Origin of the sequence: Shewanella sp. MMG014, from assembly GCF_018100775.1 — a bacterium.
Lineage (GTDB): Bacteria > Pseudomonadota > Gammaproteobacteria > Enterobacterales > Shewanellaceae > Shewanella > Shewanella japonica.
In genome coordinates this window covers 74,318-100,889 of record NZ_JAGJDZ010000004.1, presented here as the reverse complement: position 1 = coordinate 100,889, position 26,572 = coordinate 74,318, and the positions used below count along the sequence as shown (strand labels likewise).

Annotated in this window: 23 protein-coding genes; 12 read left to right on the top strand and 11 right to left on the bottom strand. The window is 40.6% G+C overall.

Annotation, left to right across the window (positions count from 1 at the left end; genetic code table 11):
- Positions 1-19 precede the first annotated feature (19 nt).
- Genes J8L86_RS07970 through J8L86_RS07960 form a run of 3 tightly spaced genes read right to left on the bottom strand, consistent with a single transcriptional unit; the run spans position 20 to position 5,794 of the window.
- Positions 20-3,157: an efflux RND transporter permease subunit gene (locus J8L86_RS07970; RefSeq protein WP_211029772.1), complete on the bottom strand. Its 3,138-nt coding sequence runs from the start codon at positions 3,155-3,157 to the stop codon at positions 20-22.
- Positions 3,154-4,410 (bottom strand): efflux RND transporter periplasmic adaptor subunit, encoded by a 1,257-nt coding sequence (locus J8L86_RS07965; protein ID WP_211029770.1) that lies wholly within the window; start codon positions 4,408-4,410, stop codon positions 3,154-3,156. Before J8L86_RS07965 ends, J8L86_RS07970 begins: the two co-directional genes overlap by 4 nt.
- 1 nt (position 4,411) lies before the next feature.
- Positions 4,412-5,794, bottom strand: a complete 1,383-nt coding sequence (locus J8L86_RS07960) for a TolC family protein (protein ID WP_065108710.1) — start codon at positions 5,792-5,794, stop codon at positions 4,412-4,414.
- Positions 5,795-6,079: 285 nt separating this feature from the next.
- Here J8L86_RS07960 and J8L86_RS07955 point away from each other — a divergent pair, with 285 nt between their 5' ends.
- Together J8L86_RS07955 and J8L86_RS07950 are read left to right on the top strand one after the other, a co-directional pair.
- Positions 6,080-6,424: a TM2 domain-containing protein gene (locus J8L86_RS07955; protein WP_065108711.1), complete on the top strand. Its 345-nt coding sequence runs from the start codon at positions 6,080-6,082 to the stop codon at positions 6,422-6,424.
- A gap of 292 nt (positions 6,425-6,716) precedes the next feature.
- The gene (locus J8L86_RS07950; protein ID WP_065108712.1) at positions 6,717-7,013 is read left to right on the top strand and encodes a hypothetical protein; all 297 of its coding nucleotides are present in this window, start codon (positions 6,717-6,719) and stop codon (positions 7,011-7,013) included.
- A 146-nt stretch (positions 7,014-7,159) separates the two neighbouring features.
- Here the strand turns inward: J8L86_RS07950 and J8L86_RS07945 are convergent, their stop codons facing one another.
- A complete protein-coding gene (locus J8L86_RS07945; protein ID WP_055026409.1) occupies positions 7,160-7,378 on the bottom strand; it encodes a hypothetical protein in 219 nt (72 codons plus the stop codon).
- A gap of 96 nt (positions 7,379-7,474) precedes the next feature.
- Complete coding sequence (locus J8L86_RS07940; RefSeq protein WP_065108713.1) at positions 7,475-8,245, bottom strand: hypothetical protein; 771 nt, start codon at positions 8,243-8,245, stop codon at positions 7,475-7,477.
- Between the two features lie 367 nt (positions 8,246-8,612).
- Here J8L86_RS07940 and J8L86_RS07935 point away from each other — a divergent pair, with 367 nt between their 5' ends.
- Together J8L86_RS07935 and J8L86_RS07930 are read left to right on the top strand one after the other, a co-directional pair.
- Complete coding sequence (locus J8L86_RS07935) at positions 8,613-9,524, top strand: 2OG-Fe(II) oxygenase (protein WP_211029768.1); 912 nt, start codon at positions 8,613-8,615, stop codon at positions 9,522-9,524.
- A 466-nt stretch (positions 9,525-9,990) separates the two neighbouring features.
- Positions 9,991-10,872 carry a PD40 domain-containing protein gene (locus tag J8L86_RS07930; protein WP_065108715.1) on the top strand — a complete coding sequence of 294 codons (882 nt, stop codon included), beginning with the start codon at positions 9,991-9,993 and terminating at the stop codon, positions 10,870-10,872.
- 131 nt (positions 10,873-11,003) lie between these two features.
- On the opposite strand, the gene J8L86_RS07925 is transcribed toward J8L86_RS07930, so the two are convergent.
- On the bottom strand, positions 11,004-11,849 hold the full coding sequence (locus tag J8L86_RS07925; protein ID WP_211029766.1) for a delta-class carbonic anhydrase: 846 nt from the start codon (positions 11,847-11,849) through the stop codon (positions 11,004-11,006).
- A gap of 395 nt (positions 11,850-12,244) precedes the next feature.
- On the opposite strand from J8L86_RS07925, the gene J8L86_RS07920 reads away from it, so the two are divergent.
- A complete protein-coding gene (locus J8L86_RS07920; protein WP_082972273.1) occupies positions 12,245-12,817 on the top strand; it encodes a NapC/NirT family cytochrome c in 573 nt (190 codons plus the stop codon).
- A 189-nt stretch (positions 12,818-13,006) separates the two neighbouring features.
- On the opposite strand, the gene J8L86_RS07915 is transcribed toward J8L86_RS07920, so the two are convergent.
- The 3 genes from J8L86_RS07915 to J8L86_RS07905 all read right to left on the bottom strand — a co-directional run bounded on the left by J8L86_RS07915 (position 13,007) and on the right by J8L86_RS07905 (position 15,324).
- Positions 13,007-13,357 (bottom strand): HopJ type III effector protein, encoded by a 351-nt coding sequence (locus J8L86_RS07915; RefSeq protein WP_211029764.1) that lies wholly within the window; start codon positions 13,355-13,357, stop codon positions 13,007-13,009.
- Between the two features lie 98 nt (positions 13,358-13,455).
- Entirely contained in the window at positions 13,456-14,118 is a 663-nt protein-coding gene (locus J8L86_RS07910; protein WP_211029762.1) for a cupin domain-containing protein, read from the bottom strand.
- Between the two features lie 216 nt (positions 14,119-14,334).
- Positions 14,335-15,324, bottom strand: coding sequence for a cytochrome-c peroxidase (locus tag J8L86_RS07905; RefSeq protein ID WP_055026417.1), 990 nt, complete (start codon positions 15,322-15,324; stop codon positions 14,335-14,337).
- A 514-nt stretch (positions 15,325-15,838) separates the two neighbouring features.
- On the opposite strand from J8L86_RS07905, the gene J8L86_RS07900 reads away from it, so the two are divergent.
- The 4 genes from J8L86_RS07900 to J8L86_RS07885 all read left to right on the top strand — a co-directional run bounded on the left by J8L86_RS07900 (position 15,839) and on the right by J8L86_RS07885 (position 21,046).
- Positions 15,839-17,173 carry an ATP-binding protein gene (locus J8L86_RS07900; protein ID WP_065108720.1) on the top strand — a complete coding sequence of 445 codons (1,335 nt, stop codon included), beginning with the start codon at positions 15,839-15,841 and terminating at the stop codon, positions 17,171-17,173.
- Positions 17,174-17,184: 11 nt separating this feature from the next.
- Positions 17,185-18,009, top strand: coding sequence for a mechanosensitive ion channel domain-containing protein (locus tag J8L86_RS07895; RefSeq protein ID WP_065108721.1), 825 nt, complete (start codon positions 17,185-17,187; stop codon positions 18,007-18,009).
- A gap of 93 nt (positions 18,010-18,102) precedes the next feature.
- Positions 18,103-18,765, top strand: a complete 663-nt coding sequence (gene rpiA / locus J8L86_RS07890; protein ID WP_055026420.1) for a ribose-5-phosphate isomerase RpiA — start codon at positions 18,103-18,105, stop codon at positions 18,763-18,765.
- Between the two features lie 313 nt (positions 18,766-19,078).
- Positions 19,079-21,046: a CRTAC1 family protein gene (locus J8L86_RS07885; protein ID WP_211029760.1), complete on the top strand. Its 1,968-nt coding sequence runs from the start codon at positions 19,079-19,081 to the stop codon at positions 21,044-21,046.
- Positions 21,047-21,195: 149 nt separating this feature from the next.
- On the opposite strand, the gene J8L86_RS07880 is transcribed toward J8L86_RS07885, so the two are convergent.
- Positions 21,196-23,061: a methyl-accepting chemotaxis protein gene (locus J8L86_RS07880; RefSeq protein WP_211029758.1), complete on the bottom strand. Its 1,866-nt coding sequence runs from the start codon at positions 23,059-23,061 to the stop codon at positions 21,196-21,198.
- 198 nt (positions 23,062-23,259) lie between these two features.
- Between J8L86_RS07880 and J8L86_RS07875 the strand changes: the two genes are divergently transcribed.
- The 3 genes from J8L86_RS07875 to J8L86_RS07865 are packed head-to-tail and all read left to right on the top strand — an operon-like array spanning position 23,260 to position 25,447.
- Positions 23,260-23,901, top strand: coding sequence for an RNA polymerase sigma factor (locus J8L86_RS07875; protein WP_211029756.1), 642 nt, complete (start codon positions 23,260-23,262; stop codon positions 23,899-23,901).
- Positions 23,898-24,491, top strand: a complete 594-nt coding sequence (locus J8L86_RS07870) for a hypothetical protein (RefSeq protein ID WP_211029754.1) — start codon at positions 23,898-23,900, stop codon at positions 24,489-24,491. The genes J8L86_RS07875 and J8L86_RS07870 overlap by 4 nt, the downstream gene beginning before the upstream one ends.
- Positions 24,488-25,447, top strand: coding sequence for a DUF4097 family beta strand repeat-containing protein (locus tag J8L86_RS07865; RefSeq protein WP_247663278.1), 960 nt, complete (start codon positions 24,488-24,490; stop codon positions 25,445-25,447). Before J8L86_RS07870 ends, J8L86_RS07865 begins: the two co-directional genes overlap by 4 nt.
- Before the next feature lie 129 nt (positions 25,448-25,576).
- Here the strand turns inward: J8L86_RS07865 and J8L86_RS07860 are convergent, their stop codons facing one another.
- A complete protein-coding gene (locus tag J8L86_RS07860; protein ID WP_065108726.1) occupies positions 25,577-26,533 on the bottom strand; it encodes a LysR family transcriptional regulator in 957 nt (318 codons plus the stop codon).
- Positions 26,534-26,572 lie beyond the last annotated feature (39 nt).

The following is a 26,572-nucleotide window of genomic DNA, read 5'->3' as shown; positions in this document are numbered from 1 at the left end:
TCCACTATTCATTGCTTTTTTAACTTTTCGCCATTCCAAAGGTGTCACCTAAGGACTTATCAAAGTGACTAATATCGACTTTGTTACCTTTAATACGTTCAACTACAAGGTAGTTTACTGGCACTAATATCAAGGTGATAAAGGTGGCGAATATAATCCCGAAACCTAATGAAATAGCCATTGGGATTAAGAACTGAGCCTGAGTCGATTTCTCTAGTAGCAAAGGCATTAACCCAATAAACGTGGTTAAACTGGTCAACATAACCGGTCTGAAACGTTTAGCTCCAGCGGTTAATACCGCCTCTGCGATTTCCATCCCTTGGGCACGTTTCTTATTAATAAAGTCTACTAGTACCAATGAGTCATTCACCACGACCCCAACCAGCGCCAACATACCTAATATACTGAAAATCGTCAGTGGTGAGCCCATAAACCAATGGCCTAACACCGCGCCAATCAAGCCAAACGGAATGACGCTCATAACAATTAGCGGCTGAATATATGACTTAAACGGTATCGCAAGTAAGCTATAAATCATAAACAGCACAAATACTAAGCCCCATTGGAGCGAGCCAAAGCTGTCACGCTGCTCACGCGCTTCGCCTTCAAGTGAATGCCTTACGCCAGGGTACTGCTGCACTAAACCATCAAGAAACACTTTGAGGTCGGCTTGTAGTACGGTCATGTTGGTATTGTCTTTATCAACATCAGCAGTCACATTGAGCACGCGATAGCGATCGATACGTCTTATGCTAGAAGGACTTTTACCTGATGTCATTTTAGCCACGTGGCCAAGAGGAACCTGCGTACCTTGGCTTGTGGTAATCAATACTTTTTTCAAATCGTCTAGTGATTGGCGTTCATTTAATGGTAAACGTAGCATCACCCGAACATCATCACGACCACGCTGGATGCGCTGCACTTCAGAGCCAAAATAGAAATTTCTCACTTGGCTTGACACTTCTTGGCGAGTCAATCCGAGTGCTTTACCTTGCTCTGTTAGTTCAATTAACAGCTCTTCTTTACCATTAGATAAACTATCTGCGATATCAAATACTGTTGGATAGGTTTTGAGGTGTTCTTTAACCTGATCAGCAATTTCGCTTAACGTCTCTAATGAGTTTGCACTGAGCTGTACATCAATTGGATCTGAACTACGGCCAATTTCAGCACGATAGGTCATCGACTCTGCCCCAGGGATTTCACCCACACTCTTTCGCCACTCGGTTAACAGTTCTCGAGATGTGATATCAGACTCACGCTTTTCAGCAGGGGTCATTTCAAAACGAACACTACCCGCATTTGAAGTACCACCTCGGCCACCTGTTGTGGCTAAAATATTAATAATGACGCTTTCGCCGGTGTCTTCATCGCGATACTTTTCCTGCAATGCCTCAGCTTTGGCGGCAATGGCAATAATATGCGCATTGGTCACTTCAAATGGCGTGCCAGCAGGCATCGTCAGACTCAGTCGCACAGTTTCACTTGGAATACGTGGAAAGAAAGTAAACTTAGTCCAGCCCGTTGCTAACAATGCAGCTATGACTAACAACACACTTAAAAACAAGCTCAAAGTTGCTGTCTTATGTTTTAGAGCAACACGCAAGAAGGGTTGATAAAATTGAATAATCGCACGCTCAAACCCATCGGCAAACTTCTGCTGAAAAATCTCAAATCGATTGTATTTTTCTTTCTCACTTCGCAACTTAATGTGTTTTAAATGAGCTGGTAATACAAACTTAGACTCAATTAATGAGAACAGTAATACGGGGATCACCACGATGGCAATCTGCCCAAATATCGCCCCACGTGTGCCTTCAATAAACAACATAGGTAAAAAGGCGGTGACAGTGGTTAAAATCCCGAAGGTAACAGGCGCTGCAACTTCTTGAGTACCTAAAATTGCGGCCTGCTCGCCACTTGGTGCTGTCTTTAAGTGGGTATATATATTTTCACCAGTCACAATGGCGTCATCCACCACAATCCCCAGCACTAAAATAAACCCAAACAAGCTCATGACATTTAGAGATACGCCAAAAAATGGCATAAAAATGAAGGCCCCCATAAATGACACAGGGATCCCAATAAACACCCAAATGGCAATTGATGGACGTAAGAACAAGGTCAGTAATAACAGCACCAATATACCACCTTGCAACGCACTGCCAGTTAAGGTTGCAATACGGTTTTTAACGATTTCAGAATCATCATCCCAGTAACTTAAGCCATAGCCTTCTGGCAATGTCGCTTGTCGTGAGTCAATGTACCCTTTGACTTTATCAGCCACATCAATAGCGCTTTGCTGGCCAATACGGTAAACATCAATAAATGCTGCTTGCTGGCCATTAAATCTTGTTCTTACAGGGGTTTCTTCAAACCCATCATCCACATCAGCGACATCGCCTAAGCGGATAATCGTGCCATCGGCAGCTGATTTAATCGCAATATTGGCAAACTCATCTTTATAATAAGCTTGGCCTTTTGAGCGAAGTAAAATGTCACCGCCTTGGGTTTTTAGGTTACCAGCAGAGATATCGGTACTGGAGGCATTAATGGCTTTTGATACTTCGCTCAACGTTAGGTTGTATTGGCGTAACTTGTTTTGCGATAAGGCTAATGACACTTCATAGTTACGTACTCCGCTTAAATCTAGTTGGGTAACACCTTCAAGACGTAATAACTCATCACGCACGACTTCGGCAAATTCAAGGGTTTCTTTTTCACTGTACTTACCCGTTACCGTGACAGCAATCACTTCACGCTTACGTTGGGCCAACGCAATAACCGGCTTTTCTGCATCGGCAGGAAAAGTATTAATCGCATCGACTCGGCTTTTAATATCTGCCAACATCTCACGAGGATCATAACCACTTTCCACTTCGATGGTCACTTGCGAAGATGATTCTGATGAGCTTGAAGTAATTTTCTCGATACCTTCAAGATCTTGTACAGCTTCTTCAACTCGAATAGTAACGCCTTTCTCGACATCTTCAGGCGTTGCACCACGCAGCGAGATGCTGACCGAAACGCGTTCAGATTCAACCGTTGGGAATACTTCAAGAGGAATTCGAGTCGATAGTGAACCTAACCCCAAGACCAGCAGCATCAACATTAATAGGTTGGCTGCGACATGATTTTTAGCAAACCAAGCAATCATGGTTGTGCCCCCTCTTTCGCCGCTGGTTTGTTGTGTTTTCCATCAGGTTTAGGGCGTCGCTTTCCATCAAGGTTAGCTTTAGGTCCACCTTGAGGGCGGCTTGTTGTTGGCTCAGACCCCATTATCGTAACAGGAGTACCAGAGCTGACTTGACCAAGTGAGGTGGTAACGAGTTCGTCGCCATTATTAAGCCCCGCTCTCACAACTGAGTCTTGACTATTTTGCCATCTGATTGAGACGTCTTTACGTAATAACACGCCATCATTGACGACATAAACATAAGAGCCCTGAAAAATCGATTTCGTAGGAATAACTAATACCTGACTAAGCTTTTTACCCGCAATGTTTGCTGTTAGGTATTGGCCAATTTTCAATGGCATTTTTTGATTACTTTGATAATCGAATGGGTCATCGATTTGCGCTACAACATAAAGCTGCTGCGAGTTACTATCAATCGCACCTTCAGTACGGATCAGCTGTCCTTCCCATTTTTGTAGTCCAATTAAATCAGACTCAAAAGAAACTTTAGCCACCACTGACTTACCTTGCTCAGGCAATTCGACTAAGGCCAAATCGCTGTTATTGATCGGTAGGCGAATTTCTACATAATCGGTTGCATAAATTGTCGCAAGTTGGGCGTTGGTTGAAACAACACGGCCGACATCGACATGCTTTTCTAAAATACGGCCAGAAAACGGTGCGACAACTTGGGTACGCTCAAGCGCAAGGTTGGCTTTTTCAAGTGATGCTTGGTTTGACAACATTGCCGCTCTTGCTGCGGCAAGTTGTGGCTCACGTAACACCAATGCGGTTGGCTCACGGCCATTACTGAGACGTTGCCAATCGACTAAAGCTTGATTGGTTCGGGCTTGCTCTTCCAGCAATTGCTGCCTTGCAAGTAGTAACCCTGCTTCGGCAATTTTCACTTCTGCTTGGTAATCTCGATCATCAAGTTGCACCAGTACTTCACCTTTTTCAAAAAAGCCACCTTCTCGAAAATTAGGGCTAATGGTCAGAATTTGTCCTGATGCTTGAGTCACTAAAGAGCTTTGAGTTCTGGGTTTAACCACACCAAAACTGCTCACCTGAATTTGATAATCTTGTGGTGTTAACGTTAATGTTTCAACCGACATCGGTGCTATTGCCATCGGCTTGCCACGTTTGGTTGAAGGCGGGTTAAATGTAATCGTCGCAATAGCAATCACAGCTACAGCAATTATGCCAACAGGGATAAGGTATTTCTTGTTCATCATATTATTCTTCTTCTGTAACACTCGCATCCAGATCGCCACCTAAAGCAAGGTGCAATCCAATACGGTTGGCAATGATTTGATTTTTTAAACTGATGACTGAGCTTTGCGCGACAAAAGCACGGTTCTGAGCGTCTAACACTGTCGTGTAGCTCACAAGTCCGCTTTGATATTGCTCAAAAGACAAAGTTTCAGCTTGTAGCGCATTCTCCTGAGCCTTTAACGTTGAGCGATATTGTTGCTGTAAACTTGCATCTAAATCTAAGTTATTTTCAACCACTTCGAAGGCGTTAAATAAGGTACTTAGATACTGCTGCTCTTGTTGCTTCAATTTCAGTTTTTGTTGTTCAGTTTGCGACGCTAATCGACCCGCATTAAATATCGGCGCGGTAATGCCACCAAAGACTGACCACGAGCTGTAATCACCGCTCAGTAAGTTAGCAATGTCGCTGCTAGACGTGCCAATATCAGCACCTAAGCGAAGGGCTGGATAACGTTGTTTTTGGGTATATGCCACTAAGGCGTCTTGAGATAACAGCTGATACCACGCAGCTTGTAATTCTGGCTTGCGTTTAACTAACTCACTTGGCACACCAATCTTGATCCCTTGAGGCAGTAATGGCAGCTTTTCATCAATGAGTAATTTACCCGCAGGATATCCGCCCAGTAACCTTTCTAGGGTTCGGATATCTTGGTTATGCTGGCTTCGTTGGGATAACAGATTGGATTTTTCACTGTGATATTCATTTTGCGTCAGGTAGACATCAAGAGATTCGTTCAATCCCTGTAAATACCCTGACTCAATAATCTCAAAGTTTAACTTGGCATTTTCAGTTCGGCGTTCAAATAACTTCACTAACTCAGCTGAGGTTACCACCTTGTAGTATGCAATAACGACGTCAGCTACCAAGGCATCTCTTGCTTGTTGGTAATTGGCTTCCGCTGTAAGTAAATTGAGTTTAGAGGCTCTAGCATTGTCAGATAATTTGCCCCAAATATCCAACTCATAACTTAGGTCTAAGCTCAGGTTATTGAAACTGGTTGAGTCATCACTGTTACCACTACGACCACTATTAGCGGACAAATCAAGTTCTGGCCAAAAGCTGGAGTCACTGACATTGAGTTGCTGCTTTTTGACCTCAACTTCAAGTGCTAACTGCATCAATTCTTGGTTGGTATTTAGGCCAATACTGATAAATTCGAGTAATTGATCTGTTGCAATCGGCGTCACCCAGCTTTGATTATCTTTTAACGATTCAGCATCAGTGTGCCAAGACGCTGGAAGTTGCGGCGTCACCAAAGGTTCGTCCAGATATGAGGAAGAGCTGCAAGCAGATAAAATGACTATCGAAGTTGCCACAGCGACCTTGGTAAAACGTCTTTTCATTAATGGGAAGTCCATTTTTATTTATTATTTTGTCGAATTGTTACGTAATTGATTTTAAATAGTTCACTATTTAATTCAAATAGCCGCGGGGTAACTTTGCACAGTTTTACATTAGAGTTGTGATGTCTCTCGGTTAAAGCATCATCCTTATGCATCCATTGGCGATATTTGTATCATTTTATGTATTTTTAGCTTTTATTTTAATTCTGTGAACTATGCACCTACTTTCAGCGAACACTTGTACCCATAATAACCCAACAGCAATTTTGACTATTGGAGTTAGTGATGCAAGACGTAACCTGCCCTCAATGCAGTAACAATATTGACCTGAACATTATCACTTGTCCACATTGCCAAGCTGCTCAAGGATTAGATGCGCTTAGTGGAGTAGACCCAGATATTCGTATTAAAAATCAAAAACTCGCAATACTCTTTGGTTTTGTACTAGGTGGATTTGGCCTGCATAAGTTTTACTTAGGGCAGCACCTAAAAGGAAGTGTATATCTTTTATTCTGTTGGACATTGGTGCCAATGGTCGTTGGCTGGGTGGATGCTATACGTACCTTAAAAATGAGCCCATTTAATTTCCAGCAACGATACAGTCGTAAACCAAATTACAGCTATATTTAACATCTAAGTCATTACACGACTATCGGCGCTGGCTTAAATCACTCTAATAAACGTGGCTGCTCTGCCACGTTTATCTATTCTTCATAAAGACTAACCCTGTTCAATATTATCGAGTTAACGACTCAATCTGCTTATATTCGAACTCTCTTTTCGGCTAAGTTTAGCAAAACTATTGTTAACTTTTTATTTCAACAGACTAGACATCACCTGGTAACTCTCATAACCTAAACGTGATTTAGATCACATTTTGTATATAAGTGATATCAGTCATGATAATGAAAAGGAGATGTCTATGAATAAGTTACCTTTAAAGGCACTTGTCACAGTGATGTGTGTGTTCAGTGGAAGCGTATTAGCTGAAAGTAGCGTTATTGAATGTAATGACTGCACTGCCATGCAAAAAGTTAATGCTGTAGCAGGCTACGATAATGGTGTGGTATTCGTCGCAGACTTTGTGAACTATAAACTGAATAAGTTTGTTATATCTGACGACAAGAAAATCAAACAGGCTCAGCTTACTGCCAGCGAAGTTCAACAAGTAAATCAGCAGTTTGATTACCGTAAAACCACACTCATTGCTGCAAAATAAAAAGCAGCAAACAAATAGAAGCAAAGTGGTTAATATTTCAATCGTTAGCAAGCGACAAACGACTTAATAACAAAGTCACTTTTGTTGTTTTATAAAAAAGCAGCCTGACTACAGTTTGGCTGCTTTTGGTTTAAATGAAGGCATGTTTACTTATTAAGATGCTTGACTATGGTGTCTTGTGCTTGTTGCTGAGTTGCGACTTTTGCAGTGGTTTCAATTTTAGCTGTCGCCTTATGGCCTGTCATATCTTCAGCAATATGCAACCAATCAGGGTGCCAATAAAAAGAATTACCCGAAACCGTATTCCAGTTATGTACGCCTGCTTTCTCACCTTGGTAGATGAGATCGCTCATTGAGTATTTCATCACGTCTCCTTATCAAACGAATAAAGCCATATATTCACTTGTTAATTGTTCATATCTACAAGCGAAAAGTTGCTTATATTACGTTCAATTAAAGCATTAGAAGTGATACTTCACCAATAAATTAGTCACGCTTTGATCGGTATTAAATCCTGAACTGCTTTTAATGCCGTATTTATTCTTCCAATAGTCATACTCAATACCCACGAATAACGCGCTATCTCGCATGCCGACTTGTTTACCTAAATCATATTTAAGCTGCGGGTTAAAATGGACGTTTTTTTCGTAACTACCATCAGAATCAACCACCCAATCAATAAAGCCATCAAACACAATCGTCGACTCGCCAACTGGCCAACTCATCTTCCAAACTGGGGTAATTTGCCAAGTGTCACCATCGCGCCCATCGGGCAAACGTTTATACATATTGAGTTGGAAAAAATCGAACCCTGGAATGGCTAAATCTATCCCCGCACCAATTAAAAATGACTCAACATCACCTTCACCAAACTCTATAGTTGTTGCCAGTAAGACATCTTTAATCATGCCAGCTTCTACGGGTTTATCTAGCATTTTACTGAAGCTAAAACGCGGACTAAACTCGCCGTAATAGGTGTTTTTACCGTTTAGGAAATCTTCTGCACCGTTATATTTAGTGAAGTCGACAAACATAAATAAGTCACCTACATTCCAACCACTTGCGTGCTCATAAGTAATAGTTTGCTGAATTTGTGGGTTAACTTTAAAGTTATCGCCATAAAGGTAAGACAGGCTATTATCTTGCCAATGCACTATATCATTTGAAGTCGTGTCATTTGCTGCAACAACAGGAGCCTGACAAAGCAGTATCAGGGCGAGCAAGCGTTTCATATTCAGTCCTTGTAGGTATCATTCTTATTAATTATCAACGTAGCTGTTTCTTCATAAGATAAAAAACGATGCAGATATTATTATCCCCATAACAAAACAGTGGTAACTATTATGACAGTTTGTTTACAGATAATTAAGGAATAGATAACGCCTAGGGCACATTTTATTGTTTTATTGAAGCAATTATCTCAATGAGTAACCCTAGTCCATGAACAATTCATTTCTTTCTGGCTCGTTTAGTTCTAAATAAGACAGCTTTCAACTATATACAAATCCTTGATTCTGTTTCATTGCTGATGATATTTATCTCAAAAACCAACTGTACTAGATTTGGACTCATGAAAGATTCACCCAAGGAATGAATATTATGCGACCTAATCAATTACAGCGCGCTCGCGCCACAAGCCTACCTTCTCGAGAAAACATGCTTCAACGATCGCCTTCTGTACAACAGTTTTGGGATGACAATACCGAATTGTTCAGTGAGGCTTGGCATGAATGGGAAGCGAGCGAGCTGGCCAATCTGTTACCGCTCAATGATGCTTTGCTCGATAGCAAACTGCGCGAGGCTGTTACTCAAGCATGGCAAGATCCCAGCAAAGAAAATACCGTTCGTGAACTTTTGCACGAAGTAGCGCCAGGTGTGTTTAGCTTCCAGCTGTTTGCACCAGAAAAGCTTGCCATATTGCGCGACTTTTTAACTAAAGCGGCCGATGCTGAGATCCCATTACGACCTCCATATGGCATAGTGCTCAACCGCGGAGGAGCAATGTTAGATCCTCGCTCTGAAGGGTATCTCGCAGCGCCAGAATTTCAGCACTTTTATCGCAGTCTGTTAGATAACTACATGCGCCCTATTGCACGCTTGTTATTTCCAGAAGTCACTGGCTACGACACGCAAACGTTTGGGTTTTCAATTCAGTATCAGCCCAATAAAGATACCTCGTTGCGTATGCATTCGGATGCATCTTCAGTCACACTGAATATCAACCTCAACTTGCCTGAGGAGCATTTTACTGGATCTGGCGTGAATTTTTACGATGCCAATACTGGTAAAATGGTTGAACAAGTATTCGAGCCTGGCATAGCGTTGATCCATCGAGGTCATGTACCTCATGCAGCGAAGCCTATCATCAGTGGTGAACGTACTAATATGGTATTGTGGTTATACGGTGACAATGGCCAAATTCCCATGCAAGGTATCAATAATACCCAACACGATGCAAAACAGCGTTGGACTACGCCAACAGCAAACTTTGATCGTTATGCGCCCTTTTAATCACAGTAAGCAGATGCTTAGGTGATCCCCCAAGCTCATGAATATTAAAAGCGCTAGAAGTTGTGGCGACTAGCGCTTTTTAATTAATGCCAGTCAATAGACAACTCAGTAGAGTGATTTAGCGAATTCAATTAGAGCAATGTCGGTTAAATTGATTTCAAGTAGACTCAAGTCGACAACAAGGTTCAATGAAGTACCCCCTATAAAAACCAGTTCTTGAGAACTGAAAAATCTAATCAAGTTTTGTGGCACAACCCCATATATGAATAGATGCTCTGACATCTACAAACGGCAAAGCAATAACAAAAGTGAATTTAGATTCGCAAAAGTGTAGATTAATAAACCAAAGCCTTGTATTCTCTTTGCCCAAAAGTAATCCGCTTACTCAAAAATCGCAGATTACTCAAAAATAATAGCTAATTCAGCTACACATTTGCTTATATAAAATGAATAACAAAGGCGAGTCATGATAAAACCAATAATAATCACAACTTGTTTAACCATAGTGTCCACCTCAGTATTTGCCAATCCAGCCTATCATAATGAGGCAGCAGCCAATAAAGCCGTGGAGTTCGCTCCTGGGGTCATTTCAACAACTGAGCACTTTGAAATTAATACCGTGTTTAATCAATCTGGCGATAATGTCATTTTTGCCCGTTGCAATGATGATTTTAGCCATTGCACTATGATGCAGTCTTCATTTGATTCAGGTAACTGGCAATCCCCTACACCACTAGCGATATCAGGCGAATACTTAGATGCCGATCCTTATTACAGTGCTGATTACTCACAGCTATACTTTGTGTCTAAAAGGCCATTAAAAGGTGAGAAAGAAGAAGCAAAGGAAGTCAATATATGGCGCTCAACGTGGAAAAATGATCAATGGCAGCAACCTGAGTATCTCGATATCAATTCAGATGCCGCCGATCTATATCCATCACTGACAGACAAAGGCGAGCTTTACTTTCCTTCATTTAGGGACAATGGTCGACATATGTTTGTTGCTCAGCCTAAGGGCAATGGATTTACGACACCAGAACCTTTACCAAGCCATATTTATGGCGTGAACGGTAATATTGGTGACTCAGCAGTCTCACGCGATGGAAAAACCATCGTATTCAGTATAAAAGATCGTCAAGACAGTTTAGGAAAAGGCGATCTTTATATCTCACACCTCGTGGGCAATGAGTGGACAGTCGCTAAAAGCTTAGGCGATAAAGTTAACACAGCAGATCATGAGTTTACGCCGATTATTTCTCCCGATGGTAACTACTTATTTTTTACTCGTATTGAGAACGGTAAAGGCAATTTATATCAAATTCGTTTATCTGCATTAATGGCTGATTAGCCACCACAAGTATTAATTTTATCAAGCAATAATTAAGGCGCCATATGGCGCCTTAATTGTTGCTAAAAATCAGTTCACACGCATTAACTATATGGCGTGGATACGCTATATTTTATTTTTTTATCAGAAACTTAGTTAATATTTGATAACAAAGCAGGATTAATAACTAAATTCCTCACGCCATGAGCATGGTCTTCTTTAAACTCATTCCCACGGCACCATTGGCCCACAGAGTCGATATTGACCTTAGCCACCTTTGGCCTAACACGCCAAGAAACCTGCAATGGCGATCCTTTTTCGTTATAACCCGGCCCTGTTGTCGAACCGCTATATTCAACAGGATCGCCCATATTGTTGAGCATATTAATCGCTTGATATTTGCCTTTTGTTTGTTCAACTTTCGTCAACTGATTAAAGTCTAAACCCTGACCGCCCCCAACAAGCACAAAGACTTGGGTTTCAACTCTCAACTGCGGGTTAGCAATGGCTTCATTCATGCAAGCAGCCAAACTTTCTCCTGGAGTGACCTGTGCAGTTGAATGAACATAATGTAGCTCGATAGTATCACCTGCGTTTAACCCACCATTTTTACTTGGACATACAGCCATACGTGTTTGCATCATTTCTTTGTCAGTTAAAACACCATTATATTTATAACCTGACTGATACCCTTTGCCATCTCCGTTACCCGCATAAGTCGTAAACTCGCCACCTGAATGCTCTGCATTTCTATGAAAATGAATATTACACAGATTCATCTGGCTATAACTTGGGGCTGCACTAAAGTGAATGGGATTATTGCCTGTGACTTGATTGAGATCTCTTGGCGATTGCGGACCAAATCCCTGCCCTTGAGTTTGACTTGCAAGTTTTGCTCTTTGATCGCTAATAACCTGATCTGATACTGCCGCTGTCACCCCACATGTATGTAGCAATAAACCACTCGCTGCGAGTGTGACAATTAACCTGTTGTTCATAGAATATCCTTTTCAATAATTAACCAAAATGTCGAAGTCAGTTCTGCATCTATTTGTAGACTTTGGCCTCTGTAGCACTCGTCTAACAACCAAATTTAGCAATCACTAATTAAAGATAATAATAGTCAAAAGTTCAAAAAACGGTCAACTTTAGCAACATACTGCTCGATCTATTTTGAGCTTCACAACGTATGAAGATTAATCAATTAGGTAAAACATTCTTGTCACCTAGTTAATTTTCACTTTACTGCTATCTTTACAACATTAAGCAGTAAACATGCACTGGTATTAACCAGTTGGTATCTCAGTCACTTTTATACTCAATCGTGATTCAACGTTCAGCTATATAGTGACACCGTCATTATCAACAGGGTGAAACCATGCAAAAATTCAAGATGTTACTTAACACCGTCTGGCAGACAATTAAAAAGCCCAGTGTGCATTTCAGTTTAGGTTTTTTAGTTATCGGTGGATTTATTGCAGGGATCATATTCTGGGGAGCCTTTAACACTGCCCTTGAAATGTCGAGCACTGAGGAGTTTTGTAGTAGCTGTCATCAAAATGTTTATGAAGAAATGAAGCCCACGATTCATTACACCAATCGTAGCGGCGTGCGAGCCACTTGTCATGATTGCCATGTCCCCCATAAATGGACAGATAAAATTGCCCGTAAAATGCAAGCATCTAAAGAGATTTGGGCACACCTTGTCGGCTCGATTAATACACCAGAGAAGTTTGAAGCTAAACGACGTGAACTTGCCGAACATGAGTGGCGCCGTTTAAAAGCAAATAATTCATTAGAATGCAGAAATTGTCATGAATTTGATTATATGGATTTCACCCGACAATCTGAGCGGGCAGCAAAAATGCATTCAACCTACTTAGAAAGTGGTGAGCAGACCTGTATTGATTGTCATAAAGGGATTGCGCATCATCTGCCTGACATGGCTGGAGTGGAAGGCTTTTAACTAGGCTTAGCAGTCAAAATGACTTATATAAAATAACTGGCATTATTTTGCGTTACTTTAACGTTAATCTATTAAGGCTTTAACTTTCAAAGCCTTAAATAGTTAACGTCTTAAATAGTCAAAGCCTATTTGAGTCAACAAAATTAGTTTTTAAACTAACAAGTTTTTCAGTAATTAGCTTTTCTATGATTAGCTTTTCAAAAGCAGCGGCGTTCCAGTAAAACGAATACCAGCCCAACCATGTTGCATAAACTGGCGAATATTCTGATGATCCGCACCTTGAGGCGTGGCTAACACATCTTGGTAGTATTGCCCGAAAAGCTTAAGCGTTTGCGATTCCGACAATTGATGTCGCATTGCAAATGAAAACACTTTGCAAGACCCTAAGTTTTGTTCTGCACTGTTTTGCTGCTGACCATTACTAAATGCAGTCGGAGTAAACTCATAATACATGTCGATGATCGCCATTGTATCTTCAAAACGGCGCTCCTCTTTGCGATCAATACCGCTAATAAAACGGACTAACTCTGCTTGATGCATTAACGCTTCCTTATAAACTAGGTTAACTTCATTGTATTCATCATTGAATTAACTGCAGCTTAAAAGGAGGCTATAACAAGGTCAACTGAAACATTTTCTTATTCATCAGCGTTTAAATGACCAACTTTCACTAGAATAACAGTGTCTTGTTCAACATACGGATTATGCAGGCTTAAATGCGGGCTTCTAATCCAACTTCCTGCAGGATACCGTCCATGCTCATCGATAAATTCACCGCTAATCACGTATATTTCTTCTCCGCCAAAATGACGGTGGGGCTGAAATTGACATCCCGCTGGCCAAAAGACTAAAGCGGTAGATTCAATTAAATGTTGATGCAACGGCATGACCTGTAATTCGCCTTGGCCAGGTAGCCAATCAGTATTACGAGTATCAACTCTGACTTGCTCTGTATCACTTGGTAAAAATTGATGTAACTTTACTAATAACTCACAGCCTTGCTCGCTAAAAGGGGCATGACTAAAACCTTCAGGATTACGAATATACGTGCCTGCAGGATAGTCACCTGTTTCATCTGAAAATATCCCTGACAATACAAAGATTTCTTCACCTAATGGGTGTGGGTGAGATTTAAAACTTGCGCCAGCATCATACTTAACCACACTGGTAGCATGACCTCGCTCGGCTTCCTCGCGAGCCAAACGTTTACGCCAAACGCCTTTAGCTGGGCTTTTATCCCAATTCAGCTCATGAGTATTTATCACGACGCGTTGGCTAAAATCCATATTGATAGTGTTCATGTATAACCTATTAAACCTTGTATTGTATCTCTAGGGTTATCATAGGGGGATTAGCCAATAAAACCTAGTGGGCACAAAACCGTACACTAGGTACTTTTTTGTACTATTTATTGATTAATAAGATAAAAAATAAAAAGCCTGCTCATTAAGTTGAACAGGCTTTGCTGGGGGAGTGCAACAATATTCAATTAGGCGATGAAACTAATTGAAAATTCCTTACTTAAACGGCACTGGGCGTGGCGTATTTTCATTTGAAGGCGGTAAAATCGGTAACATAATTTGTGGTTGTTCACCGGTTAAGCTCTTTAAGAAATCAACCATTTGCTTGGTTTCTTTTTCACTCATTTCCTGACCTAATTGGATATCAGCCATGGTGTTAACCGCTTCTTCAAGTGTCCAAACACTGCCATCGTGGAAGTATGGATAGGTCAGCTCAATATTACGTAGTGTTGGTACTTTAAAGACAAACTTATCCGCTTCTTTACCTGTTACGCCTTTACGGCCAACGGCTGGGTTATCGGTATGGAATGGTTTAACTAAGCCCATTTTCATGTACATAGTACCGCCAACAGCGGGACCGTTATGACAAGCTACACAGCCTTTATCTTTAAATAATTGATAACCCGCTTGAGCGTCGGCTGTAATGGCTTTCTTATCGCCTTCTAAATACTTATCAAATGGGCTGTTTGGTGTTACTAACGTCTTTTCAAATACCGCAATGGCGTCTGTAATTCTGTCGATGTTAACTTCTTCAGAACCATAAATTGCTTTAAAACGTTCAACATAGCCAGGCATTGAAGCAATAGTACCAACAGCGAGTTCATGGGTATAACCCATTTCTTTAGGGTTATCGATAGGACCCGCAGCTTGCTCTTTTAAGTTAGCAGCACGACCATCCCAAAACTGCGCTAGCATGTAGTCAGCATTTAATACTGTAGGCGAGTTAATTGGACCTTCTTGCCACTCATGACCGATAGACGTTGGCAATGCATCCACACCACCTAACGATAAGTTATGGCAAGAGTTACAAGAAATAAAACCAGACATAGATAAACGTGGTTCAAAGAACAACATTTTACCTAATTCTACTTTTTCAGGTTCGGTGATAACAGCAGGTTTAATCACCTCAATTGGCTCACTTGCTTGAGCTGTAGAAATTGAACAAATTGAAGCAATAATAAAAGCAACAGAGGTTAGCTTGAACATAACGAATAACCTTTTAAAGTATGTGGTTTAATTGCAGCTATCTTATCCTCGCTTTTTTAAGAGATAAAATGACAAAATCCGATTGAGTCTATCGCAGATTTGGATAATAAAAACGAGACTTAAATCACTGTTATTTTTAACAAATAAGGTAGGTTAACAGCTAAATTGATTAGCATTGCTAATTAGGATTAAAATCTCGATTAGAATGGAATGAGATCACACTAATTTGTATCAAAAAAGCGACTCATTTAGCCCCAATTATGACAATTATCTTCTAACTTACAGCGCAAATACGCCCAGCCTTTTCAATTTCCGCCCCAATCAAGTTTGTTAAAGGCGGTTTTCCAGCGTTAATTCCACCAGCATCGCCCAACGAAAAACAACATCATGGTGCATTTTGCTTTCAGCATATTGGCCACTTTAATGAAACAACTATGCTAGAGTTAAGAAGTCTTTAGAGACTAAATAAATGGAATAACTCGCTTTTATTAAGCGTGACGAGGTAAAACGTAAAATGGATGTGCAACTACCACAAATCACCCAGGCTTGGACCAAACTGAAAGCCCTGTTAATGGGGCAGCCTGCTATTATTGCTGATGCAGAAAGTGCTGAAGGAAAGTTGTCACTGAAGGAAATCGCTAGAATTTACCCCCACCACCATCCAAAGGCGACAGTGGAAAAAACCTTACTGTATAACCCTATAAAAGCTGATCCAGCTAAAGATTATCATGCAGCCGATAAAGACGTAGCGGCGCTACCTGAAGCGAAAAATGCTAATCATAGGATAAAACAACAAGTCGATATATCGCCATTATCCGAGCACACTCGCTTTATTGGTCGCGAACATCAATTTATTCAATTAACCGACTCAGTTACTCGTTGGCAGCAAAATAAAGGCGAGTTAACTGCTGTTACAGGCCCTGCTGGTTCAGGTGTTAGCTCTTTTCTCAATCAGTTTCATCATTGGTTTTTAACCCAGCAAGCAACTCGCCAAACAGAAGCGGTACATATCACTTATCTTAGTTTTTACCATGCAGCTTTAACCACAAAAGAAACCATTGCTAACCTTTGTTACTGTTTCAATATTAATGATGCTCCAGTATCGATTACCGCAGCGATAGCCTTAATAAACAAACAGCCTGCACATGTTATCATTATTGATGATCTCCATAAGCTAATGCTCAGAATGATGGGTAACTATCAAGCTTTAGTCACGTTTGCCACCATATTAATGGAAACCCGACAACGTCATTGCTGGGTACTGGGTTGCGAAACCTATGTTTGGCACCGCTTATCATCACAGTACGCGATTACCAATTTTGTAAAGTTCGTCATTAAGCTCGACTATTTTGGCCTGTCAGAATTTCGCGATGTGATACAAAGCAGGGTTGCACAAATCGGACTGCACATTACTGATAATCAAGATGATGACGCTGAAAAGTTAGCATTTGAGCAACTCACAAAACAATTGCACCAAGCCACAGGTGGCCATAGTAAATTGGCTTGTGTATTGATATTTCATGCATTGATTCAAGACGACAACCACCCGCTAACAATAGCCCCGCTTTGCCTGCCAGATTTAACCAGCTTAAAACAATGCAGCGACGACGATTTGTTTAGCCTTGCAGAATTATACGTTCACGGTGGGTTACGGATTTTTCAGCATGCTGAAATTTTTGCCTGTAGTATCGAGCAAAGTGCACTTAAGCTTGAGTATTTATGTCGCCAAGGATTGATAAAAGCGCATTATTCAAAACAAGATTTTGCCCAACATTATTATGTTATCACTCCCACTTTAACACGACTGATTGCCAGCCACTTAGTCAATCACAATAAGCTCTACCTGTAGGAGTTAGTATCATGGAAGACTCACGTAAAGCCCTGCAAGCCATATTAGATATTATTTCATTCGATAAGTTATTCGCCTTTGCCTTGGTGTGTTTCTTTGCTTGGTTATTGCTCGTGGTTGTGCAAACTTTGCTGACACATTTAACCGTAAAATTACCCAAATACCGCTTATTGTGGAGCCGCTTATACCCATTTGTAAGACTATTTATTTGGGCTACAGTCATTATCTACACTATTGCCGAAATCATTAACCCGCACGAAAACCTGGTACTCGCAGTGATTGGCTCCATTGGTATTGTGCTCGGTTTAGCAACCCAAGAACCAGCTAAAAACATGATTGCTGGGCTGATAATCATGATAACCCCACCCTATCGTGTTGGGGATATGGTGACGTTATCAGGCCATTACGGCGAAGTGATTCAACTCGACTGGAGCGTCACTTGGCTTAGAACTTTTGATGATAATACTGTGATGGTGCCTAACGCTGAGGCGCTTAAAACTGCCGTATCAAATGCCAATAGCGGCGCATTAGATGAAATGGTTGTCGTTAAATTCACTTTACCGATACAGGTTGATCATCAACAAGCGACTCGATTAGCAAAAGAAGCGACACAATGCTCACCTTATACTTTTTTAGACAAGCCTATTACGGTGAATATTGCCACTCGTTATGAGTTTGGCGAGCACCTTATTGAGCTAACCGTCAAAGCCTATGTCATGGATATTCGCTTAGAACGTAAGTTTGCCAGCGACATTAATTTGCGCGTCATCAACGCCTTTAAACAGGAAAAATTCTATCCTATGTCAACTTCTGAGACCGCAGAGGTCATTAATTAAATCTCTGCCATATCTTGAACAGCTTGGCATTTGCTATACTCTTGCCAATTTTACTACTTATCATTGCAAAAATAGCCAGCTTAGGATGTTGATATGACTCAAGATGAAATGAAAAAAGCCGCCGGTTGGGCAGCACTAGAGTACGTTGAAGAAAACAGTATTGTTGGTGTAGGTACTGGCTCAACGGTTAATCACTTTATTGATGCATTAGCGACAATGAAACACGACATTCAAGGTGCGGTTTCTAGCTCTGAAGCGTCAACTCAAAAGCTAAAGCAATTAGGCATTGAAGTATTTGATTTGAATAGCGTGTCTGATTTATCAGTGTACGTTGATGGTGCTGATGAAATTAACGCCCACATGGACATGATCAAAGGCGGCGGCGCAGCATTAACACGCGAAAAAATTGTTGCGGCAGTTGCAAAGAAATTTGTCTGTATTGTCGATAACACTAAGCAAGTTGACGTATTAGGCGAGTTTCCACTTCCAATTGAAGTGATCCCTATGGCACGTTCTTATGTGGCACGTGAATTAGTAAAATTGGGCGGCGACCCTGTGTACCGTGAAGGTGTAGTAACGGATAACGGCAACGTGATTTTAGATATGTACAACTACAAAATTCTTGACCCAAAAGCGCTTGAAACTCAACTAAACGCTATTGTAGGTGTGGTGACTAACGGCTTGTTCGCAAACCGTGGCGCTGACGTATTGCTTGTTGGTTCACCAGATGGTGTTAAAACTGTAGCCGCTGAGTAGCTAAACTAAAAAATACGCTTATCTCGTATCAAGCGTTTTAAAAGTCTAAAGCCCAATACCATATTGGGCTTTTTAATACTTATAATTCAATAACCTAAAGAAAAAAACCACTCACTTACCTGTCATAGCAATAACGCCCTAGCCTATAACAAGTTCAAATCAAGCCTACACCGCTATAACAATAAAAACTGACTGCTGTTTCTACTCGCTTTTACATTCGGTTTTAAAGTTAACTTTAAACGTTACTGATATGTTAATCGCCATAAAACATGCTACATTGATAAACATATGATGATTAACAATGGTAATGATAATGCCCTCTTTCACTAAGCCAATCAATCTCGCTAAGCTAATCCTACTGCTCACTGCAAGTCAATTAACAGCATGTGCAAGCGAAAATTCAACCCCTTCAAAAGACAATAAAGTCGATACCTTATTTAGCGAAACTCATGGTGTTCTACCCGCAGAGGAACGTGCTAGACGTAAATGGGATGGTGCTATTGTGGGAGATTTAGATGGCAACGGTTTTCAAGATCTTCTGTTAACTGAACATGCCTATAAGGTTTTCATCTATTGGAATGAAGGTGGATATTTTTCCCCGCCTACTGAGTTAGTTCAGGGAGATATGCACGGTACTGCAATTGCTGACTTTGATAAAGACGGTTTAGTGGAAGTGATTATCGCTCAAGGGGGAGGAAATGGCAGCAATCCGAGAAAACCAAGACATTATGAAATTACCCGAGATCGTGAAATTACTGGTGGCGAGCAGCTTAGTCACTTTGAAAAAGGCCGTGGCCGCTCAATAAAAGTATTAGATGCAAATAACGACGGTAATTTAGATTTATTTTTAACCGGATTTGCAACGCCAGAACAATTTAAAACGGGCGCTAACCATTTTTATAGCAACAAGGGTGCAGGTCAATTTACCTTTAACGCCCACCTTCCTTTTGGTGACCGTTTAAGTTACCGATCGTCAATAACCGATTTCAACCAAGATGGAGAATCAGATATTGTTGTATATGGCGGAAAAAATATTGTGCTTGCCAAAGGGGGTGAAGGTTATAGCTTTACAGATGCCACAGACGAAGCGTTAGGTGAATTACAAAAGATAAGCCATGCCAGTTCAATATCACAAATAGACTTTGATGGTGATGGCGATTATGACTGGGTTATCAGTCGTTCAGAACATCAGTTTCAACATGAAACCTATTATGATCCTGAAACCAAAAGATTCGCATTTTTTGCACGCTTTCAACCTTCTCAGCTAGAAGACCTCACGATAGCTGGGCCATTTAAACTTGAAAATTTACAAATGGCCTACCCACACTATGATGTATTTGTAGGCAAAGACAAGCGATTACTGGACGTCAAAGCTCAAGCAGTAAAAACTGGTCAAAGCTGGAATAGAAGCGGTAATAACCGCATTGAATTAACCCAAGAAGCATCTCAAGGTTGGCCAGAAGGACTCTGTGTCAAAGGGGCTAAAATGAAGTCCTTACCCGAAGGTTCAAAACCAGGGCTTTATATTGGCTATGTCGGTGATAATAAATGGCGGGTTTGTAGTCAAACACAATCAGCAACAGCTGGAGTTATTAACAATGTGACTTCAACGCCAAGTCCAACGTTAAATCCTCCTTTACCGGCTAAATTATTGGAAAATCGTAATGGACGCTTTGTTGATGTCACTCAATCAATGAGGATTAATATCAATGAGCAAACCACCAGTGCTTTAGCAGCCGACTTTAATAATGATGGCTGGACTGATTTATTTTTCATGCGTTACGGTAATATGGCAAAAGAAATCACCCAGTATTTATACTTAAATGATCAAGGAAAATCGTTCAGTTTAGCGAGTAACCACGGCGTCATTTCAACAGATATTGGTGCCACAGGCGCTGGAGCGGAAGTCATAGATTATGACCGAGATGGCGATGCAGATTTAATTATTGCCAACGAACGTGGCAAATGGCACCTATTTGAAAACCATACCAATAGCCAAACTAATAATCACTTTTTAGGCATAAAAGTCACTACATCACCTTCAAAGCAGGCTGATATCTTTGGAGCTAAAGCCATAGTATCGGCATGTGGACGAATTCAAACCCGCACTGTCGGTGACACAGCATCAGCTTATGCTGCGACCTATAACAGTGACTTATTATTTGGCCTAGGTGATTGTAAAAGCGTTGATATGGTGACGATCAGTTGGTCAAATGGTGAAAGCAAGCAGTTTATTCCAAAGCGAATTGATCAATATATTGATCTCGCAACACTAGAGTAAAGCTAGGCTTGGATATTAATCTCGCTAAGACATTAATCTCGCTTAAATGAAAAAATCAGAAGTCATACAGAAACTGAAATAGCATACTCTGTATGACTTCTTAGGTTATTGAGTTAGCTGTTTTATAGTACATGCTTTAAGTAACAAACCTAGCCCACTTTAAATAGACTAACCGCCTCATGCAGCGCCTCTGCTCGTTGCCTGACATCTTGAGTTGCTGCAGAGTTTTCTTCGGTTGCATTGGCTGTTTCATCGGCAATATCACGGATAATCACCACATTCTTATTCACCTCTGCAGCCACCATACTTTGCTCTTCAATGGCGGTAGCAATTTGTGTACTCATATCTGAAATAGTTTGTACATCTTGAGTAATAGAATGCAATAACTGCCCAGCACCACCCGCTTGCTCAACACTGTCTGTTCCTTTTTGCTGACTAGCGTCCATTAACTGCACAATCGAATGTGTACGGGACTGTAGTGTGGTAATAATTTTTGAAATTTCCTCGGTGGACTCTTGCGTACGCATAGCAAGACTTCGGACTTCATCAGCTACAACAGCAAAGCCTCGCCCTTGCTCCCCCGCCCTTGCAGCTTCAATGGCTGCGTTCAATGCCAGTAAGTTAGTTTGTTCTGCAATCCCTCTGATCACATCAAGCACACTACCAATCGTTTCACTGTCTCGCTCTAATTCACCGACCACTTCAGACGAGTCACTAAGTTGACTTGCCAAGGTTTGAATTTTTTCAATGGTTTGCTCAACACTCACTAACCCTTGTTGTGCATGTTCATTGGTTTCGTTAGCCTTTAGCGCTGCTTGTTCAGTATTGCTGGCAATTTCTTCAATCGTTGCGCCCATCTCAGTAATCGCTGTAGCAACCATATCGGTTTCGCTGAGTTGCCTTGATACGCCATCAGAAGCCACCACGGCATTTTGAGTCAGCTCTTCACAGGAAATATTCATTGCTTCGACAGACTCATTAACTTGTTCAATTAAGGTCTGAAAACTGAGCACCATGGCGTTAAAGTGTTTTGCTATTCTGGCGAGTTCATCATTTCTGGTTTCATCACAACGCAAAGTAAGATCTTTATTTTTCTCAACCTCGGATATCACTTTATTAATGTCATTAATCGGCACCACAATACTGCGTAAAATCAGGTAAGCAAATACGCATAAAATGAGGGTGATTAACACAAAAATAGTGGCGCCTAATATGAGTGCATTATTTTCAGCTTGGCTAATTTCTTGGTGAGTTTGCTGTTGAAGCGTAGATAAATCAATCGCGGTTTTCTTAATCGCTTCTCGCAATATCAACATGTCGCCATCGTAAGCACTTAAGCCAAACTCTTTTTCTTTATCTGTCAGTTGTACAAAACTGCGTTGATAAGCATTCACCAATTCAGTAATTTGCTTTTTTGTTTGATAATCTAATGTGGATGCGTTTAATTGTGTTTTAAACAAGCTAATATTTTTATCAAACCTATCTAAATAACTTTGAGTGCGTCTGAGCATAAAGTCTTTTTCATTTCGACGAAGCTGCAGCATAGTGACCGACAATAGATTTTGATTTTGCTGTTTTAATATGGTTTCAACATTATGGACAGATTGTCTTAAGTCGCCATACAAACCCGTTTTTGGTGTTAAGCCTATCTCAGTTTGTAATGTCACCAATTCAGCAAACAGCCCTTTATATGTTCGTAAACTCTGATTAAAACTAGACAGGCTTTGGGTAGGTAAGCCACGTTCAATTAAAGTCTGATCAAGTTCAGCAATGATGTTATTGATGTCGTTGTAGATATCATCGTGATCTTGAATGTATTTAGTATCTAAACGGGCAAAAAAATCTTTTTCAATCACTCTCAGGTTTAATACTTCTCGCTCAATTTCGGTCACATTATTAGCTGCGCTGGCTAATCGAGACTTCACTTCGCTAGTATAAAGTTGTAAGCCAAACATTGCGGTAAAAGCCACTAAAGACACCACTACGCTCAATATTAACTTGGTACGAATTAACATATAAATCCCTAATAACCTTAAGGTACATTAAAAATATAGATGCACATTTGCTCTTTAGACAATGTTTGCACAAACTAAATTTTCCCAATCAAATTAAGCGATAACTACATTAGCCAACATCGCTATAAATATTTATCGGCTCAAATAGCACGAACTTAATTTATTTTATTGTGCAGTAAACCTTTTGCTAACTTGCTAATGTCTAATCTAGTAACTCACACCCAAACGGATAAAACGGTGAACTTGAATACCAATAACATCACTGACATTGCACCAACGCTTCAAGCAAATGCGAATGAAGTGAATGCTGCTATCGACGGGAATACACCCGACGAACAGTTAGTGGCGCAGGCATTGGATGGGAATAAAATTGCTTTTAAGCAACTTTATCAACGTCATCAAGGACGAGTGTATGCAATTTGTTTTCGTTTGAGTGGCAGTCACGATCATGCAGATGAAATTTGTCAGGATTGTTTTGTCAGACTGTGGCAAAAATTAGGACAGTTTAATGGTGAAAGCCAATTCAGCACTTGGTTACATAAATTGTGTGTGCATCAAGCCATTAACAGCATGAAAGCTAAGCAACGTTTTTGGCATCGTTTTTTACCCGAAAGCAACTTAACTGAACATGCTGAACAGCAAACCAGCACCCATTATGAATACCATAGGTTAGACAAATTAATACTGACCTTACCTGAACGAACCAGAGTGGTGTTTGTGTTATCCGCAATTGAAGGGTATCAACACCAGGAAATAGCAAAGATGTTGAATATTGCCGTGGGAACCAGCAAAGCGCAGTACCACAGAGCAAAGCAAATGTTACAGGATATGCTGGTATGAAGAATTTATCTCCACAACAAACCGAAGCAGAAAAACAACTTGATGAGTTGCTCACAAGCTTACCGACTGAGATCAATCCACGCGTAGATCTTTGGCAAGGCATTGATGATCAAATCAGTGGCAAAACAACTCATAAATCTTCCTCGGATCAGCAGCAATGGAAAACACTGGCTATCGCTGCAAGCCTCGCTTTTGTGATGGTACTAGGTTGGCTGTTATCTACGCCAAATATGACTTCTGAACAAAAAACAATCACGGTTGATAACGCTTTATCAAACCAATCAACTGAAGACTTAATTGCCTTGGTAGATCAAATTGCAACGACTCATCAGCAACAATTGGCCTCATTTGAAGACAATAAATTCACTGTTGGTATGCAGCTTGATAATCAAATTAATCCATTTAATAAAGGGTTTACTGAGCTTCAACGTGCATCAAAAGAAATCCAACAAGCATTAAAAAATGATCCCAATAACAAACAAGTCTGGGACTTATGGTTATGGGTAATGAAAAGAGAAATTGAATTGTTGCAACAACAGCAACGCACACCAACGAATTCGACTCCATCAACGCAAGGAAATGTAATATGAACACCAAACTTAATCACCTATTTAGCCGTATTGTAATCGGTTGCAGTGTGCTGCTCACTCCGTTGATGGCCCAAGCAATTGAGCAAATTGACCGTGAAATGACCGTGTCAGCGAATCCTCAAGTTGAGCTAAAAGTGCAACGTGGCAAAGTCGAAATTGTGGGCTGGGATAAAGATATCATCAGTGTTAAAGGCCATTTAGATGAACTCTCACAAGGTTTTATCTTCGAGCAGAAAGGTAATGAGATTGTCATTGAAGATAAATTACCAAGCAGTTATCGAGGTAATAATAAACAAGGTTCAAATCTTGTTATTCGAATTCCAACCAATTTAATGCTTGAAGCAGAAGGTGTATCTGCTGATTACGAAGTAGAAAAGCTCAGCGGAAAAATTCAGTTATCTTTGGTCAGCGGCAGCATGGAAGTTGAAGAAACTGAAGGTGAAATCAAACTAAATACTGTCTCTGGCGACATAAAAGCAGATGAGCTCAACGGTAAAATTGAACTAGAAACAGTATCAGGTGACATTAAAGATAAAAATATCCAAGGCAAAGTGCAATATCGCTTAGTCAGTGGCGAGCTTGAATCTGAAAATAACCGTGTAACAGATTTAGCAATTGACCAAGTCTCTGGCGATATTGAAGGTAGCTTTACCTCAGCGCAAAAAGTCAAAATTGTTACAGTGAGTGGTGATATTGAAGTCAAACTCAGTGACGCTGTTAGCAAAGTCGTATTCGATACCGTGAGTGGTGATATCGATGTGAAGTTTTCAGCGATGCCAAACTTATCGTTTGAAATTGATGGCGGCCCAGGTGGGAGAATTGATAACCGCCTAACAAGTGATAAACCAATGAAAACAAAATACACCTCAAGAGAGTCAATTCAATTTAAAACTCAGCAAGGTGATGGCAGCTTTAACGCAAGCACTGTGAGTGGCAAAGTCAGCTTAGAGAAATAATCCAGCTAATTATAAGATGTATTAGATTTAAAGCCCTTCGTATCCAAATTTACTAAGGGCTTTATTGTTACTAAAATCAGTTATGATTTTTATTATTATGATTGATTGAGCAAAAACCTAAAGCAATCTCTAACCTAACGCCGCCTCTTGCTCAAGCTCATTATCTACCGGAGTAAGCCTAACATCCTCGGCTCGCTTAACCAGAAAATCAATAAAACCCTCTGCGGCATTAGAGTGAGACTTTTCCTTTAACGACACCACGCTAAATCGTGCATAAATCAGTGGCATGACATAGGGTGACAATTCAACCAGAACGCCTTTTTCAAGCTGGCTTCTTACCGAAATCTCGGGAGTTAACGCAACTAAATCACCATTAATGATGGACTCTTTAATGGGATGAAATTGATCGAAACGCACCATACCCGAAAAGTCTTCCCGTTGTTGCTTAAACAAGTCCTCAAACGCATCGGCAATAGATTGCGGCATATGACGCGGGATAGCTAATGGATAATCTCTAAATGAAGGCAAAAATAACCGTTGTAGTTGCGTTAATGGATGCTCGGGACGACAGCAAAAAATCACTTTAAATGGCGGTAATTCGGTGACCTTTAACAACTCACTTTTTTCGAGTTCAGTGACCTTGGTTTCAGAAACAAAAAAATCAATATCGCCATATATCAACTGTTGATATAAGTCTTCCCATGGGGCGACCTTTAACTCAACGCTCATATCTGCATAATGACGTAAAAATTGACCGACAATTGGTCCAACAAGGCTGTTTGAGGGTATTGGACTGGCACCTACTCGTAGTTCTTTATCATCAAACCCTTGAAACAAGGTTACCTCTTGTTCCATTTCTTCGAATTCTTTTAAAATTTTCTGGCCATGTTTGAGTAACACTTGCCCTAATGCCGTTACCGATACCGATTTGGAGTCTCGGTTAAGTAACTGTCCACCAATCAGAAGCTCCAAACGTTTAATGCTTTTTGATAAAGAAGGTTGAGTGATATTGAGTATTTCAGCCGCTTTATTAAAGTGTTTTACTTCAGCAAGCAATACAAAATGCTTAATATGCCTCAGCTCCATATATTTGTTACTCCGCTTCACATGATGCAATTTAGGCAT

Coding starts and splice junctions, on each gene's coding strand:
- J8L86_RS07915 (WP_211029764.1), bottom strand. CDS start 13,357: ATGCATCAAGCAGAGTTAGTCCGTTTTATTAGCGGTATTGATCGCAAA.
- J8L86_RS07870 (WP_211029754.1), top strand. CDS start 23,898: ATGAAGAATTTATCTCCACAACAAACCGAAGCAGAAAAACAACTTGAT.
- J8L86_RS07930 (WP_065108715.1), top strand. CDS start 9,991: ATGATAAAACCAATAATAATCACAACTTGTTTAACCATAGTGTCCACC.
- J8L86_RS07940 (WP_065108713.1), bottom strand. CDS start 8,245: ATGAAACGCTTGCTCGCCCTGATACTGCTTTGTCAGGCTCCTGTTGTT.
- J8L86_RS07895 (WP_065108721.1), top strand. CDS start 17,185: ATGGAAGACTCACGTAAAGCCCTGCAAGCCATATTAGATATTATTTCA.
- J8L86_RS07960 (WP_065108710.1), bottom strand. CDS start 5,794: ATGAAAAGACGTTTTACCAAGGTCGCTGTGGCAACTTCGATAGTCATT.
- J8L86_RS07950 (WP_065108712.1), top strand. CDS start 6,717: ATGAATAAGTTACCTTTAAAGGCACTTGTCACAGTGATGTGTGTGTTC.
- J8L86_RS07920 (WP_082972273.1), top strand. CDS start 12,245: ATGTTACTTAACACCGTCTGGCAGACAATTAAAAAGCCCAGTGTGCAT.
- J8L86_RS07885 (WP_211029760.1), top strand. CDS start 19,079: ATGCCCTCTTTCACTAAGCCAATCAATCTCGCTAAGCTAATCCTACTG.
- J8L86_RS07970 (WP_211029772.1), bottom strand. CDS start 3,157: ATGATTGCTTGGTTTGCTAAAAATCATGTCGCAGCCAACCTATTAATG.
- J8L86_RS07875 (WP_211029756.1), top strand. CDS start 23,260: ATGTCTAATCTAGTAACTCACACCCAAACGGATAAAACGGTGAACTTG.
- J8L86_RS07925 (WP_211029766.1), bottom strand. CDS start 11,849: ATGAACAACAGGTTAATTGTCACACTCGCAGCGAGTGGTTTATTGCTA.
- rpiA (WP_055026420.1), top strand. CDS start 18,103: ATGACTCAAGATGAAATGAAAAAAGCCGCCGGTTGGGCAGCACTAGAG.
- J8L86_RS07945 (WP_055026409.1), bottom strand. CDS start 7,378: ATGAAATACTCAATGAGCGATCTCATCTACCAAGGTGAGAAAGCAGGC.
- J8L86_RS07965 (WP_211029770.1), bottom strand. CDS start 4,410: ATGATGAACAAGAAATACCTTATCCCTGTTGGCATAATTGCTGTAGCT.
- J8L86_RS07880 (WP_211029758.1), bottom strand. CDS start 23,061: ATGTTAATTCGTACCAAGTTAATATTGAGCGTAGTGGTGTCTTTAGTG.
- J8L86_RS07860 (WP_065108726.1), bottom strand. CDS start 26,533: ATGGAGCTGAGGCATATTAAGCATTTTGTATTGCTTGCTGAAGTAAAA.
- J8L86_RS07955 (WP_065108711.1), top strand. CDS start 6,080: ATGCAAGACGTAACCTGCCCTCAATGCAGTAACAATATTGACCTGAAC.
- J8L86_RS07910 (WP_211029762.1), bottom strand. CDS start 14,118: ATGAACACTATCAATATGGATTTTAGCCAACGCGTCGTGATAAATACT.
- J8L86_RS07865 (WP_247663278.1), top strand. CDS start 24,488: ATGAACACCAAACTTAATCACCTATTTAGCCGTATTGTAATCGGTTGC.
- J8L86_RS07935 (WP_211029768.1), top strand. CDS start 8,613: ATGCGACCTAATCAATTACAGCGCGCTCGCGCCACAAGCCTACCTTCT.
- J8L86_RS07900 (WP_065108720.1), top strand. CDS start 15,839: ATGGATGTGCAACTACCACAAATCACCCAGGCTTGGACCAAACTGAAA.
- J8L86_RS07905 (WP_055026417.1), bottom strand. CDS start 15,324: ATGTTCAAGCTAACCTCTGTTGCTTTTATTATTGCTTCAATTTGTTCA.